Source organism: Bacillus cereus group sp. MYBK95-2 (assembly GCF_051915225.1).
GTDB classification, from domain to species: domain Bacteria; phylum Bacillota; class Bacilli; order Bacillales; family Bacillaceae_G; genus Bacillus_A; species Bacillus_A cereus.
The window spans coordinates 890,402-904,119 of the sequence record NZ_JBQAEH010000001.1 but is presented as its reverse complement, the minus strand read 5'-3'; the positions used below and the strand labels follow the sequence as shown (position 1 = coordinate 904,119).

Genomic DNA, 13,718 nt, shown 5'->3' with positions numbered 1-13,718 from the left:
GTGGGAGAGGCAATAGTAATTACATCTGGAAAAGGCGGAGTAGGTAAAACTACTACATCTGCGAACATTGGTACGGCCCTAGCGTTATCTGGAAAGAAAGTGTGCTTAATTGACACAGATATCGGTCTTCGAAATTTAGACGTAGTAATGGGGCTGGAAAATCGTATTGTATTTGATCTTGTTGATGTCGTTGAAGGGCGTTGCCGTTTACCTCAGGCTCTTATTAAAGACAAACGTTTTGACGATCTTTATTTATTACCTGCAGCACAAACGAGTGATAAATCAGCGGTAACACCTGAACAAATGGATGAATTAATACAAGTATTACGTCAAGATTATGATTACATATTAATCGATTGTCCTGCGGGGATTGAGCAGGGATTTAAAAATGCGGTAGCTGGTGCGGATAAAGCAATCGTTGTTACGACTCCAGAAGTATCCTCAATGCGCGATGCGGATCGTATTATTGGGCTTTTAGAAAAAGAGGATATTGAACCACCCAAACTTGTTATTAACCGTGTACGTAGTCATATGCTTCATGAACAGGATATGTTAGATGTTGATGAAATTGTACGTACATTGTCAATCGAGCTTCTTGGTGTTGTCGAAGATGACGATGAAGTTATTCGAGCTACAAATACAGGTGAACCTGTGGCGTTGCAACCAAGCGGAAAAGCAGCGTTGGCTTATCGTAATATTGCAAGACGCTTGTTAGGTGAGAATGTACCATTACAAGCATTTGAACAAGAAAAGGTATCGGTATTTGCAAAGGTGAAAAACTTCTTTGGAATCCGTTAAGAGCACTTCGCACATATGCGAGGTGCTTTCTTTTTTCTTCACACGAATATCTTTCTTTCTTAGCTCATACATATGTACAAACTGTATACAACTGTTTCTAATGAAATTAGCTTAACGAAAGAAAGGAGACAGTATGAAGAATAGACGCGTAGAAGAAATTAAAAAGCGGATTGCAAAAAGGAAGGCCGAGCAAGAAAGGATGGAGGAAGAGCAGTATTTTAACGGAGGGAATTTTGATAGTGAAGCAGTATTTATTGAAGATGGAGAAAAGGAAATGCATCCTTTATTTCGAAAGGAAGTCTTTTTCTTCAAAGTTTTATTATCAGCAATATTAGTTCTTTCGGTTGCTATTTTATATAAGAATGCTCCTTCTTCATTCAATGGAGCTAAAGCTGTTACAGAAAAAGTGATGAAAGAGGAATTTCAGTTTGCTACTGTAGCGAAATGGTACGAAAAGCAATTTGGAAAACCGCTTGTATTCTATTCGCCGAACGAGAAAAAAGAAGGAAGTATTCAGCAAAAAGATTATGCAATTCCTGCTTCTGGAAAGGTAATGCAAGGGTTTCAAAAAAATGGCCAAGGTGTATTTGTCCAAACAGCTACAAATGCAAAAGTGGAGTCAGTAAATGAAGGGTTAGTTGTTTTTGCAGGCAAGAAAGAGGAACTTGGAAATACAGTTCAAATTCAACATGCAGATGGTACGGAGTCATGGTATGCAAACTTAAACGATATGTCAGTGAAATTATATGATTACGTTTCAAAGAAACAAAAAATTGGAACGGTGAGTAATGATACAAATGATAAAAATGGAAAGTTTTATTTCGCGATAAAAAAGAATGAGAAATTTATTGATCCGATCCAGGTGATATCATTTGATTAAATATAGGGACGTTTTAACGAAAATTTCCGTGCATCCATTATTTTGGGTTATTATTGTCATTGGTATTTTTACTGCGCGTTTTAAAGAGTTACTACTGTTATTTTGTATTGTTCTTATTCATGAACTTGGGCATGCTTTTGCAGCAGCACACTATAATTGGCGTATAAAAAGAATTCAGCTTTTGCCGTTTGGTGGCGTTGCCGAGCTTGAGGAACATGGTAATAAGTCATTGAAAGAGGAACTTGTTGTCGTAATTGCAGGACCGATTCAACATGTTTGGATGATGCTGGTAGGTTATATGTTGTTCAAAGCTGGTTGGCTGAATGCAGATTTATATTATTTCTTCATGTGGAATAATATAATTATTTTAGCATTCAATTTACTTCCTATTTGGCCGTTAGATGGCGGGAAAGTATTGTTTAATGTATTATCATATCGTTTCCCTTATTTACAAGCACATGAAAAGATGATGCAATTGTCATGTGTTTTTTTTAGTGTAATATTAGGATGGCAGTTACTTTGGAATAGTAACAATATTATGATGTGGGTACTACTCATATTTTTAGCAGTGTCATTATATCAAGAGTGGAAACAAAGACGGTATGCATTTATGCGTTTTTTATTAGAACGTTATTATGGAAACAAAAGAGGAATCGAAAAGATTGCACCTATTGAAGTGCAAACGGAAGATCGTTTATATACGATTTTCACAAAATTTCGTAGAGGATATAAGCATTCTATTATCGTCCGTGGAAAATATAAAGAGCATTACACATTGGATGAAAATGAATTGCTCTATGCATATTTTACTGAAAAACGAACAACTTCATCAGTTGAAGAATTAATCGGTTAGTGTTGACGATAGCACTAACCTTTTATTATTGTAAAAGCAAAGAAGATTATAAAGTGAGGAAATAATTTTGAAAACGTTATATGTGAATTACGCTGGTTCGGAAAAGCGCGTTGCAATTGAAGAGAAGAAAAAGATTGTTGAGTTTTTATGGAAACGTAATGAAGAGCAAGAGATTGTTGGGCATATTTATGTTGGACGTGTCGTAAGAACAATTGCTGGAATGAATGCAGCTTTTGTAAACATCGGTTTAGAAAAACATGCTTACCTTTCATACGATGATGTACCATCTTCTTATCGTATACATGAAGGGCAAGCGATACTCGTACAAGTTGTGAAAGAGGCAATTGATACGAAAGGGCCTAAATTGACAGCGAATATAGAATTTACCGGGAAATATGTCGTTTATATGCCGTTTGATGAGATGCGCGCTGTTTCTCGAAAAATAAAAAATAATAAAAGAAGACAACAGTTACTCCAAATTGAAATAGAGGGAACGGGGGGGTACATTTTCCGTTCTGCTTCTGAAAAAGGAGCAATTGAAGAAATACAAGCTGAAATGCAAGGATTACAACAGTTGTATGAAGAGTTAAAAAGAAAAGAGGGTCAAGGAAAGGTGCCGTTATTACTTCATCGACCGGCGACCTTTTTAGATCGTGTATTTCAAGAGAACCCAATTGAAACAATTGAAAAAGTAGTTGTAGATACAAGAAGTATAGTAAAGGAATTAGAAGACAAAGTTGGAAAAGAAAAAGTATCTTTTTATAATGAAAAGTCTTCGATGTTTAACCATTTTGGAATAGAGCGTGAGATTGAGAAAGCACTCCAAAAAATTGTTTGGCTTCCAAATGGTGCTTATTTAATTGTAGAACAAATGGAGACGATGACTGTAATTGATGTGAATACGGGCAAGTTTACGGGAAAACAAAATTTACAAGATACAGTACTTCGCACAAATGAGCTAGCCGCTGAAGAAATTGCACGCCAATTAAGACTTCGTGATATTGGTGGTATGATATTAATTGATTTTATTAATATGAAAAAAAGAGAAGATAAAGAAAAGGTAAGAGAATGTCTCATAGCTGCTATGCAAGATGACCGAACATATACAAGGGTGCTCGGCTTTACGGAGCTAGGGATTTTGGAAATGACACGTAAACGTAAAAAGCATTCTTTACGGGACGTATTATTAAAAGAGTGTGTACCTTGCAAAGCGACGGGTTATGTGATGTCGCATGAAACAATTGCGTATGAGTTAGAGAGAGAACTAATCACATATGGCAATATAGAAGATGAAGCAGTATTAATCGCTGCGCCTAAAGAACTGCAAAAACAGTTTTTGCAAAAAGGATTACAAAAAAATATTCCATTTGAAATTTATTTCAAAGATGATATTATCGAAAAGTATGCTATCGTTCGTTTTGGAAGTAAAAAAGAAATTGTAGAACGGAAAAAATAGTTAGCAGAACATTTATTGACAACCGTCTATGATTCATGATAACATCTTTATGTTATAGTTTATAGCACCTAAACGGCTATATGCTACAACCGCACAAGACAGGTTCCCTAAAGGCATTTATGTCTACCTCGTTTTTGGCGAGTCTTAGTAATTAAGAGGAGGTGCAAGTATGTACGCAATTATCGAAACAGGTGGAAAACAAATTAAAGTTGAAGCTGGTCAAGCAATCTACATTGAAAAATTAGATGTTGAAGCTGGTGAAACTGTTACTTTTGACAAAGTTCTTTTCGTTGGTGGCGAAAACGTTAAAGTTGGTAGCCCAGTTGTAGAAGGTGCAACAGTTACTGCGAAAGTTGAAAAACAAGGTCGCGCTAAGAAAATCATCGTTTTCAAATACAAAGCGAAAAAGAACAATCGTAAGAAACAAGGTCATCGTCAACCTTACACTAAGCTAGTTGTTGAAGCTATCAACGCTTAATTCTGGTTAACATGATTAAAATTACGATAAGTCGCACGAAATTAGGAAGTATCCAATCATTTAAAATGACTGGACATGCCGATTATGCGCCACATGGACAAGACCTTGTCTGTGCTGGAACTACAGCGGTTGTGTTTGGTTCTATAAATGCAGTGGAAGAACTTTGTAATGTGCAAGCAACTATTGAACTCGGAAGTGATGGCGGATTCTTAACGTATGAATTGCCTAATGATTTAGACGTTCATGCAGCAGAAAAAGCACAAACGCTTTTAGAAGGATTAGTTGTTTCGCTTAAGACGATCGAACTTGATTACGGAAAGTATATCCGTTTAATAGAAAAAGTGCAGGAGGTGTAACGTATGTTAAGATTAGATCTTCAGTTTTTCGCATCTAAGAAAGGTGTAGGTAGTACAAAGAACGGTCGTGACTCTCAGTCAAAACGTCTTGGTGCTAAACGCGCAGATGGTCAAACGGTTACAGGTGGTTCAATTCTTTACCGTCAACGCGGTACAAAAATTTATCCAGGTGTTAACGTTGGTCGTGGTGGCGATGACACTTTATACGCGAAAGTTGACGGCGTAGTACGCTTTGAGCGTCTTGGTCGTGACCGCAAACAAGTGAGCGTATATCCTGTTGCTCAAGAAGCATAAGAACTCACGGAAAACTCTAACCTGAGTGCAGGTTAGAGTTTTTCTATATTAAGGGGTATCTAAATGAATGAAAAATGGACAATTATAGATGCATTGCGCCATTCAAGACATGATTGGCTCAATCGTATGCAGATGGTGAAAGGAAACCTTTCCCTTGGAAAAGTGGAAGAAATTCATAGTCTCATCGATCGTTTTGTCCAAGAAGCGAGACAAGAATCCAATCTGATGGGGCTATCAATGCCTTTATTTTCAGAGTGGATTTTAACATATAATTGGAAACAGCAGCCGTGCTTATTGGAGTACGAAGTATTAGGGAAATTACATAACTTATCTCACTTAGATGAGACTGTATGTACATGGACGAATCAATTTTTCTCGATGCTTCAGCATAGTTTAGACGTATATGTTGAAAATTATGTTTGTATCACAATTGAATGTGACGCGGATAATGCTCGTTTCTTTTTTGATTTTCGTGGTAAGCTAACGAGTGTAGAAGAACTACAGAATTGGCTTGCGACCCAAAACAATAAATGGTATTCCATTTCTTATACAGTGCGAGACGAAGAAGTCTCAGTTATATTACAACCAATTGAAAAAAGTGTGGTGAAATAATGTTTGTAGATCAGGTCAAGATATATGTAAAAGGCGGCGACGGTGGTAATGGTATGGTTGCGTATCGTCGTGAGAAGTATGTACCAAAAGGTGGCCCAGCAGGTGGCGACGGAGGTAAAGGTGCAGATGTTGTTTTCGTAGTTGAGGAAGGCTTACGTACATTAATGGACTTCCGCTACCAACGTCATTTCAAAGCTGATCGCGGTCAGCACGGAATGAGTAAAGGTCAGCACGGACGTAAATCTGAAGATTTACTTGTAAAGGTTCCGCCAGGAACAGTAGTAAAAGATGAAAAAACTGGTCAAATTCTTGCCGATTTAGTAACGCATGGACAAACTGCTGTAATTGCAAAAGGTGGCCGTGGTGGCCGTGGTAACTCACGTTTCGCAACAGCTACGAACCCAGCGCCAGAAATCGCTGAGAACGGGGAACCAGGTCAAGAGCGTGATGTTATTCTAGAACTTAAAGTACTAGCAGACGTTGGACTTGTTGGATTCCCAAGTGTAGGTAAATCTACATTATTATCTGTTGTATCATCAGCGCGTCCGAAAATTGCAGAGTATCACTTCACAACAATCGTTCCGAATCTTGGTGTTGTTGAAACTGGTGATAACCGCAGCTTCGTTATGGCTGACCTTCCAGGACTAATTGAAGGCGCACATGCTGGCGTCGGACTTGGACACCAATTCTTACGTCATATTGAGCGTACACGTGTAATCGTGCATGTTATTGATATGTCTGGTTTAGAAGGCCGTGATCCATATGAAGATTACGTAACGATTAATAATGAATTGAAAGAATACAATCTTCGCTTAACTGAGCGTCCGCAAGTTGTTGTTGCAAACAAAATGGATATGCCAGATGCAGAAGAAAACTTACAAGCATTTAAAGAGAAAGTGGGAGACGAAGTAAAAATCTTCCCAATCTCAGCTGTAACAAGACAAGGTGTTCGTGACTTACTGTTTGAAGTAGCGAACTTAATAGAAACAACACCAGAATTCCCAATACATGAAGTTGCGGATGAGTCTGATACAAGTGTAATGTACAAATTTGATACTGAAGGTGTTAAATTTGAAATTACACGTGAAAGTGATGGCACGTTTGTTATCTCTGGTTACGATATCGAGAAAACATTCAAGATGACAGACTTCTCACGTGATGAATCTGTACGTCGTTTCGCTCGTCAAATGCGCGGAATGGGTATTGATGAAGCGCTTCGTGCACGTGGTGCAAAAGACGGAGATATTGTAAAAATTCTTGAATATGAATTTGAATTTATCGATTAAGACTGCCGAAATACGGCAGTCTTTTTTTATATCGTAAAAATCGGATTTATATAGGAAAAAATCCCCACTAATTAAATTTTCAATTTATAATAAAAAGGGAGTGGTTTTTAGAAGAATTTTTTATGGGGAGAAAACGAACATGTATAAAATATTAATTGTAGAAGATGATGAGAAAATCGCGGGAATATTAGAAGAGCATTTAGAAAGATATGGCTATCAATCATTTAGAGCAAGTGATTTACGTCAAATAAAAGATGAGTTTGTAAAAGTGAATCCTCATCTCGTGTTACTTGATATTAATTTACCGTACTTTGACGGTTTTTATTGGTGTCGTCAAATTCGTACTGTATCGAATGCGCCAATTATTTTTGTTTCTGCAAGAACAGGAGAAATGGACCAAGTAATGGCGATTGAAAATGGCGGCGATGATTATATTACGAAGCCATTCCATTTAGATATCGTAATGGCAAAGGTGAAGAGTGCGCTTCGCCGTGGTTACGGAGAGTATGCTTCTGCTGCTGAGAGTGATTGTTTAGGTGTAAATGGACTGTTGTTATTCCCGTCTCAGCATATTGTTGAGTGGCAAGGACAACAAACTGAACTGACAAAAAATGAGTTTTACTTATTAGAGTGTTTAATGAAACAGGTGAATCAATATGTAACGCGCGAAGAACTGTTAGAAGCTCTATGGGATGAAGTAGCATTTGTGGATGATAATACATTAACCGTAAATGTAAAACGTGTAAGGAAGAAACTAGAGGAGTTAGGCATTAAAAATGCAATTGTAACGAAACGTGGATATGGTTATGCGCTTCTTACGGAGTGGGGCGAAGGGCATGAAGGTTAAAATTTACCTCATGGACCGCTTTTCTTTAATTCTTTCTTATATTGTTAGCCTTTGTTTATTTGGGCTCGTTTTACAGTTGCAAAGTCTTTTAGAAAAGCGATCCATTGATTGGAGTACATGGTTATATGGACTTTTATTAGGAACAGTTGTGTTTACTGTATACCTCATTTACGATTACCGAAAACGGAGTGTGTTTTTAAAGAGGATCGAAAAGTATGTTACTGGTGGAAATACATTACATGACTCTTTACTTATTGATGAATCTTATACATCAGAGCAAGAAATGGTCGTTGAATCTTTTACGTTATTAAGACAGCAATATATGAATGAAGTTCATAAACAGCATGCGAAAGAGCAACAGCAAATGATATTTATGAACCAATGGATTCACCAAATGAAAACACCAGTATCTGTTATTGAATTATTGCTGCAAAAGTTTGGCAAAGAGCATCGTGAGGCAAGAGCAACAGTTGAAAGTATTCGTGAAGAAAATAATCGTATACTAAATGGTTTAGATTTAGCGTTACATATGGCAAGACTAGAGCAGTTTGCGAAAGATTATAAGGTAGAAGTAGTAAATGTTATAGATGTCGTGCGAGGTATTATTAATGAAAATCGGAAATCCTTCATTCAATCGTCTGTATTTCCGAAAGTGATGTTTGAAGAAGATACTTGTATGGTTGCCTCTGATAGAAAATGGCTAAGTATTGCTATAGGTCAAATTGTTGTAAATGCAATTAAGTATACAAAAATTTCAGCGGCAGAGAAAAAAGAAATTGAATTTCAAATTGAAGAGAAAGACCAAAAGGTGTTATTACATATTAAGGACAATGGAATCGGTATTCCAGAGCAAGATGTAAAGCGTATATTTGATCCATTCTTTACGGGGGTAAATGGCCGTAAAACGAGAGAAGCGACTGGAATGGGTTTATATATTACGAAGGAAATTTGCGATAATTTACATCATGGAATGTATGTTCAATCGGCTGAAGGAGAAGGGACAACATTCACGTTCCAATTTGCAAAAGATGAAGAATATCATACATTGATGAGAAAAATGACAAAACTGTAAGATAACAAAACGTTTTGTAAGGGAAATCACTCGTTTCTTTTTCTTATTTTTCTTATAGTAAATGTAAGAAGAAAACACGTAGGGGGATTAGAAATGAGTGTTCTTGAAGTAAAAGGATTAACGAAGGTGTACCAATCAAAAGGTTCAGTAGCGACGACTGCTTTAAACGATATAAATTTTAAAATAGAAGAAGGCGAATTTGTAGGGATTATGGGTCCTTCAGGAAGCGGGAAAACGACGCTTTTAAATTTATTAGCAACAATTGATAAGCAAACTTCAGGTCATGTGCTTGTAAATGGTGAAGAAATTAATCAAATGCGTGCTGCAAAATTAGCGGAGTTTCGCCGTACACATTTAGGGTTCATCTTTCAAGATTTTAATTTACTTGATACGCTATCGATTAAAGAAAATATTATTTTACCACTTGTAATGGCGAAGAAATCTGTAAATGAAATCGATGCGAAAGTACTGGAAATTGCGAAGTTTTTAAACATCGAAGAAATTTTAAATAAAAAAGTATACGAAGTATCTGGGGGACAACAACAACGTGCAGCAGCAGCGAGAGCAATCATTCATGAACCGACGTTAATTTTAGCAGATGAGCCAACTGGAAACTTAGATTCGAAGTCAGCGAAATCGCTAATGGGCGCTCTGCAAGATTTACATGAGCAAAAGAAAGTAACGATTGCAATGGTTACGCACGATCCAGTAGCGGCTAGTTATTGTGAACGTATCCTTTTCATACGCGATGGGGAAATTTTCTCGGAAATACATAAAGGAAGAACGAAACAAGCCTTTTTCCAAGAAATTCTGGACGTACTTGCGATGCTAGGAGGAGAATATCATGAACTTTCGCCAGCTCGCGCTTAATAACGTAAAAGGAAATTGGCGTAACTATAAAGCGTTTCTTATAAGTAGTTGTTTATCGATTGTCGTATTTTTCATGTATGCTTCTTTTATTTATCATCCAGATGTCGTAAGCGGTAATATTAGTATGAGAAAGATGATCACAAAAGGATTAGAATCGATGAATTATATTGTGGTCATCTTCTCGGCACTCTTTATTTTATATGCAAATTCAACGTTTTTACGAGCAAGAAAAAAAGAGTTTGGTCTACTAACATTAATAGGCGGAACGAAATCGCAGCTCGGCCGAATGATTATATTAGAGCAACTGATGTTAGGTAGTATTGCAATTGTAATTGGTATTGGGGTTGGAATGCTTTGTTCAAAATTATTTTTCCAAGCGTTAAGCGTATTATTGAAAATAGATAAGACACTTCCACTTGTTTGGAATAGTAAAGCAGTTCTTATTACAGCTGGCGTATACTTTATCCTATTTTTAATCCTATCATTGTTTAGCGTTTGGACGGTAGGACGCTTGCAAATTATTGATTTATTAAGAGAAGCTAGAAAGCAAAAAGTAGAGCCGTTTGCATTTACATGGTTATGTGTAGTTGGTATAGGATGTATTATTGCTGCATATGTACTTAGCTTCCAAGTAACGTTTCTGAATTTCCTCATCCTCTTTTTACCGGTGGTAGGACTGACAATTGGCGGAACGTATTTATTATTTACACAAGGTAGTACAGTTGTATTAAAAGCATTACAAAAAAGAAAGCAATCTTTCTATACGTATCCAAATATGTTTGTTCTTAGCAATCTTATTTATAAAATGAAAGATAATGCTCGTTTTCTATTTGTAATTTCTATTATTACGGCGGTAGTATCTTCAGCAGTAGGTACACTGTACGTATATTTTGAAAATATGAGTGCGAAAACGGTAGAACTTACACCACATGCTATTTCATATGAGGAAAAGGGGTTAAATACGCATAATCTTATTAATGAAGAAAAGGTACAGGAGCTTGTGAAGAGACACGGGTTTGAAGATGCGCGAAAAGTAACCTACGTTAAACTACCGGCAACACAGAAAATAACGTTGTTTAATAGTGAACATGAAGTACCGATGACGATTATTTCAGAAAAAGAATATAATGCAGAAGTGCGCAAACAAAAGAGAGAGCAACCTACAGAAGTTCATAATGCACCAGGTAGTGCAACGATGGTTATGGTTGATATGTCAAATGAACTGATGAAGATAGATCGTACGAAACCGTATGAATTTACAATTAACGGGCAAAAGCAGTCTGTTCAATTAAATAATCCAACGCAGTATTCTGTTTTTAATGATAGTGAATATCTTATTGTAAATGATCAAGATTTTGAGAAATATGCAAAACTCGTACCAGATGAAGAAAAGACGAAATATTACGGTTATTATATCGAGGATTGGAAAAATACAGAAAATCTTGTATTAGATTTGAAAAATGAAATTGCACCAGAAAAGCAAGGAGAATTGAGAAATTCAGTGTTTGCGTATAAGGATATAAGAGAAGGTGGAGCAATTACAATGTTCATCGGTTTCTTCGTAGCGGTACTGTTCTTCTTCTTCGCTTGTAGTATGACATACTTTAAATGGTTTAACGATAAAGAACAAGATCGTATTCAATTTAAATCGTTAAAGAGAATCGGTATGACAGATAAAGAAATTCGCAAAATTGCGATTCGACAAATGGGAGTTATCTTCTTTATCCCAATTTTAATCGGTTCCATTCATAGTGGAGTTGCTCTTCATACGTTAGGGAAAATGCTTTATATTGATTTATGGAAATCAGGTGCGCTTGTCATTGGAGCATACATTTTAGCTTCTGCCATTTACTTTATGATCGCGCAAAGAGGATATTTAAAACACGTAAAAAGCTAGGGGAACCTCTAGCTTTTTGCCTATGTAGTAAGTTACAGGAGGACGATAGATGAACATTTGGCAACTAGCGCTGCAAAATATAAAAGGAAATTGGCGTAATTATAAAGTGTTTTTCTTAAGTAGTTGTTTTGCAATATTTGCTTCTTACGCATATATGTCTGTCATTGTGCATCCGTATATGCAAGAGACGATGTGGTATCAAAACGTACGTTGGGGACTTATCATATGTAATGTTATAATCATTTCTTTTTTCGTCATATTTATTTTGTACTCTACTTCTATTTTCATAGAAGCACGTAAGAAAGAATTAGGGTTATATATGTTAATGGGAGCAACGAAGTCTAACGTAATAGGAGTAATTATGACCGAGCAAATATTAATTGGAATTTTTGCTAATATTTTCGGTATAGGGCTGGGCTTGATCTTTTTAAAGCTCTTCTTCATGGTATTTAGTATGTTACTGGGGCTTCCGAAAGAACTCCCTGTGATATTTGACGTAAGGGCGATTGGTGTAACATTTATTACATATATGGTCGTTTTTATTTTGTTATCTTTTATAAGTGCTTTACGTATATGGAATATAAAAATCATTCGGTTATTGAAAGAATTTCGAACAGATAAAAAAGAGAAGAAAACATCAAAGTGGCTTTGTTTATTCGGTTTTGCTTGTTTAGTGGGCGGGTATGCGTTGGCGCTACAAGTGACGATGACTACGATAGCAATATACTTTTTCCCTGTGTCTATACTTGTCTTTTTTGGAACGTACTTTTCTTTTACACATGGAGCTACCCAAGTGTTAGAAATGATAAAGCGAAATAAAAAGATTATGTATACATATCCGTATTTATTTATAGTGAATCAATTGTCACATCGAATGAAGGAAAATGGTCGCTTTTTCTTTCTGATGTCTATGGCAACGACGTTTGTAGTTACAGCAACAGGTACGGTGTTCTTATATTTTTCTAGCATGCAAGATATGTGGCGAACTGGAGGGGTACACTCGTTTTCGTACATAGAAAAAGGTATTTCTACTCATGAAGTCTTTGAGGAAGGTGCGGTTGAAAAATTACTGCATCAATATGAGTATGATGATTTTCAATATATGAGTTTTGTTGGAGTTTATGCATCCTTTCAGTCTAATAAGGGAGAAACAACAATAGTACCGCTTATAAAAGAAAGTGAATATAACCAAGAAGCAAGGAAACAAAGACAGAAAACGTATCGTCCTAAAAAAGGTACAGTGACACTCGTTTATTATAATAAATACAATAATTCGAATGTATATAATCAAAAAGAGATTCAATTGCAAGTAATGAATCAACCATATCAATTCGTATTTAACGGTCAGAAAGAAGGGGTTCAATTTAACCATCACCCTTCGTACATTAATGGTCTGTTCTTCGTTATGAATGATGAAGATTTTGACAGTATAGCAAATCAGGTTCCTGATTCTGAAAAAATGATATATAGAGGCTACACATTATCAAATATCGAAAAGACGAAGAAATTAAATGAAGATTTACGGAGACATATAAAACAAGATAATAATAATGCATTTCGAAGCAATATGGAGTTGTATGTAAATATGAAAGAAGGCGGCGATATTACTCTATTTGTAGGCTCATTTATTAGTATATTATTCTTTCTCACTTCATGTAGTATCGTGTATTTTAAATGGTTCCATAATATTGCATCGGACCGAAAGCAGTATGGTGCACTCTCTAAACTTGGAATGACGAAGGAAGAAGTATGGAAAATTTCTCGTTGGCAATTATGTATGCTATTTTTTGCGCCAATTATAGTAGGGAGTATGCATAGTGCAGTTGCATTATATACGTTTCATAATACGCTTTTTATGGATGGATCATTCAGAAAAGTAGGTTTGTTCATTCTGTTTTATATCGCAGCATGTATCATTTATTTCTTCTTCGCTCAAAGAGAGTATAAGAAACATTTAGACTAGCGAATGCTAGTCTTTTTTAAATATTCGAAATTTACATAGAAGAATATAAAAAAGTA

Annotated in this window: 14 protein-coding genes and 1 other annotated feature; all 14 genes read left to right on the top strand. The window is 36.1% G+C overall.

Annotated elements, in window-relative coordinates; translation table 11 throughout:
* Complete coding sequence (minD, locus tag ACTFN4_RS04675; RefSeq protein ID WP_000503309.1) at window positions 1-798, top strand: septum site-determining protein MinD; 798 nt, start codon at window positions 1-3, stop codon at window positions 796-798.
* A gap of 133 nt (window positions 799-931) precedes the next feature.
* Window positions 932-1,678 (top strand): stage IV sporulation protein SpoIVFA, encoded by a 747-nt coding sequence (gene spoIVFA, locus ACTFN4_RS04670; protein ID WP_000797471.1) that lies wholly within the window; start codon window positions 932-934, stop codon window positions 1,676-1,678.
* Entirely contained in the window at window positions 1,671-2,531 is an 861-nt protein-coding gene (gene spoIVFB / locus ACTFN4_RS04665) for a stage IV sporulation intramembrane metalloprotease SpoIVFB (RefSeq protein ID WP_000599058.1), read from the top strand. The genes spoIVFA and spoIVFB overlap by 8 nt, the downstream gene beginning before the upstream one ends.
* A gap of 67 nt (window positions 2,532-2,598) precedes the next feature.
* The gene (locus tag ACTFN4_RS04660) at window positions 2,599-3,987 is read left to right on the top strand and encodes an Rne/Rng family ribonuclease (protein WP_000855491.1); all 1,389 of its coding nucleotides are present in this window, start codon (window positions 2,599-2,601) and stop codon (window positions 3,985-3,987) included.
* Between the two features lie 77 nt (window positions 3,988-4,064).
* Window positions 4,065-4,142, top strand: a sequence feature (ribosomal protein L21 leader region).
* 14 nt (window positions 4,143-4,156) lie between these two features.
* Complete coding sequence (gene rplU / locus ACTFN4_RS04655; protein WP_000270907.1) at window positions 4,157-4,465, top strand: 50S ribosomal protein L21; 309 nt, start codon at window positions 4,157-4,159, stop codon at window positions 4,463-4,465.
* A gap of 11 nt (window positions 4,466-4,476) precedes the next feature.
* A complete protein-coding gene (locus ACTFN4_RS04650) occupies window positions 4,477-4,821 on the top strand; it encodes a ribosomal-processing cysteine protease Prp (protein ID WP_001973720.1) in 345 nt (114 codons plus the stop codon).
* 3 nt (window positions 4,822-4,824) lie between these two features.
* Window positions 4,825-5,115 carry a 50S ribosomal protein L27 gene (gene rpmA, locus ACTFN4_RS04645; RefSeq protein WP_000944958.1) on the top strand — a complete coding sequence of 97 codons (291 nt, stop codon included), beginning with the start codon at window positions 4,825-4,827 and terminating at the stop codon, window positions 5,113-5,115.
* Between the two features lie 63 nt (window positions 5,116-5,178).
* The gene (locus ACTFN4_RS04640; protein WP_001003584.1) at window positions 5,179-5,727 is read left to right on the top strand and encodes a sporulation initiation phosphotransferase B; all 549 of its coding nucleotides are present in this window, start codon (window positions 5,179-5,181) and stop codon (window positions 5,725-5,727) included.
* Window positions 5,727-7,013 (top strand): GTPase ObgE, encoded by a 1,287-nt coding sequence (obgE, locus tag ACTFN4_RS04635; protein ID WP_000497128.1) that lies wholly within the window; start codon window positions 5,727-5,729, stop codon window positions 7,011-7,013. Before ACTFN4_RS04640 ends, obgE begins: the two co-directional genes overlap by 1 nt.
* A 139-nt stretch (window positions 7,014-7,152) precedes the next feature.
* The gene (locus tag ACTFN4_RS04630; RefSeq protein WP_000276723.1) at window positions 7,153-7,860 is read left to right on the top strand and encodes a response regulator transcription factor; all 708 of its coding nucleotides are present in this window, start codon (window positions 7,153-7,155) and stop codon (window positions 7,858-7,860) included.
* A complete protein-coding gene (locus ACTFN4_RS04625; protein WP_439962100.1) occupies window positions 7,850-8,932 on the top strand; it encodes a HAMP domain-containing histidine kinase in 1,083 nt (360 codons plus the stop codon). Before ACTFN4_RS04630 ends, ACTFN4_RS04625 begins: the two co-directional genes overlap by 11 nt.
* A 93-nt stretch (window positions 8,933-9,025) precedes the next feature.
* The gene (locus tag ACTFN4_RS04620) at window positions 9,026-9,802 is read left to right on the top strand and encodes an ABC transporter ATP-binding protein (RefSeq protein ID WP_000114529.1); all 777 of its coding nucleotides are present in this window, start codon (window positions 9,026-9,028) and stop codon (window positions 9,800-9,802) included.
* A complete protein-coding gene (locus ACTFN4_RS04615) occupies window positions 9,777-11,699 on the top strand; it encodes an ABC transporter permease (RefSeq protein WP_001011410.1) in 1,923 nt (640 codons plus the stop codon). The genes ACTFN4_RS04620 and ACTFN4_RS04615 overlap by 26 nt, the downstream gene beginning before the upstream one ends.
* Before the next feature lie 49 nt (window positions 11,700-11,748).
* Window positions 11,749-13,662 (top strand): ABC transporter permease, encoded by a 1,914-nt coding sequence (locus ACTFN4_RS04610; protein WP_001028683.1) that lies wholly within the window; start codon window positions 11,749-11,751, stop codon window positions 13,660-13,662.
* The last annotated feature ends 56 nt before the right edge of the window (window positions 13,663-13,718 follow it).

Bases quoted from the DNA above. Each gene is read 5' to 3' on its own strand.
- spoIVFA (WP_000797471.1), top strand. From the start codon at position 932: ATGAAGAATAGACGCGTAGAAGAAATTAAAAAGCGGATTGCAAAAAGG.
- rplU (WP_000270907.1), top strand. From the start codon at position 4,157: ATGTACGCAATTATCGAAACAGGTGGAAAACAAATTAAAGTTGAAGCT.
- ACTFN4_RS04650 (WP_001973720.1), top strand. From the start codon at position 4,477: ATGATTAAAATTACGATAAGTCGCACGAAATTAGGAAGTATCCAATCA.
- rpmA (WP_000944958.1), top strand. From the start codon at position 4,825: ATGTTAAGATTAGATCTTCAGTTTTTCGCATCTAAGAAAGGTGTAGGT.
- ACTFN4_RS04640 (WP_001003584.1), top strand. From the start codon at position 5,179: ATGAATGAAAAATGGACAATTATAGATGCATTGCGCCATTCAAGACAT.
- obgE (WP_000497128.1), top strand. From the start codon at position 5,727: ATGTTTGTAGATCAGGTCAAGATATATGTAAAAGGCGGCGACGGTGGT.
- ACTFN4_RS04630 (WP_000276723.1), top strand. From the start codon at position 7,153: ATGTATAAAATATTAATTGTAGAAGATGATGAGAAAATCGCGGGAATA.
- ACTFN4_RS04625 (WP_439962100.1), top strand. From the start codon at position 7,850: ATGAAGGTTAAAATTTACCTCATGGACCGCTTTTCTTTAATTCTTTCT.
- ACTFN4_RS04620 (WP_000114529.1), top strand. From the start codon at position 9,026: ATGAGTGTTCTTGAAGTAAAAGGATTAACGAAGGTGTACCAATCAAAA.
- ACTFN4_RS04615 (WP_001011410.1), top strand. From the start codon at position 9,777: ATGAACTTTCGCCAGCTCGCGCTTAATAACGTAAAAGGAAATTGGCGT.
- ACTFN4_RS04610 (WP_001028683.1), top strand. From the start codon at position 11,749: ATGAACATTTGGCAACTAGCGCTGCAAAATATAAAAGGAAATTGGCGT.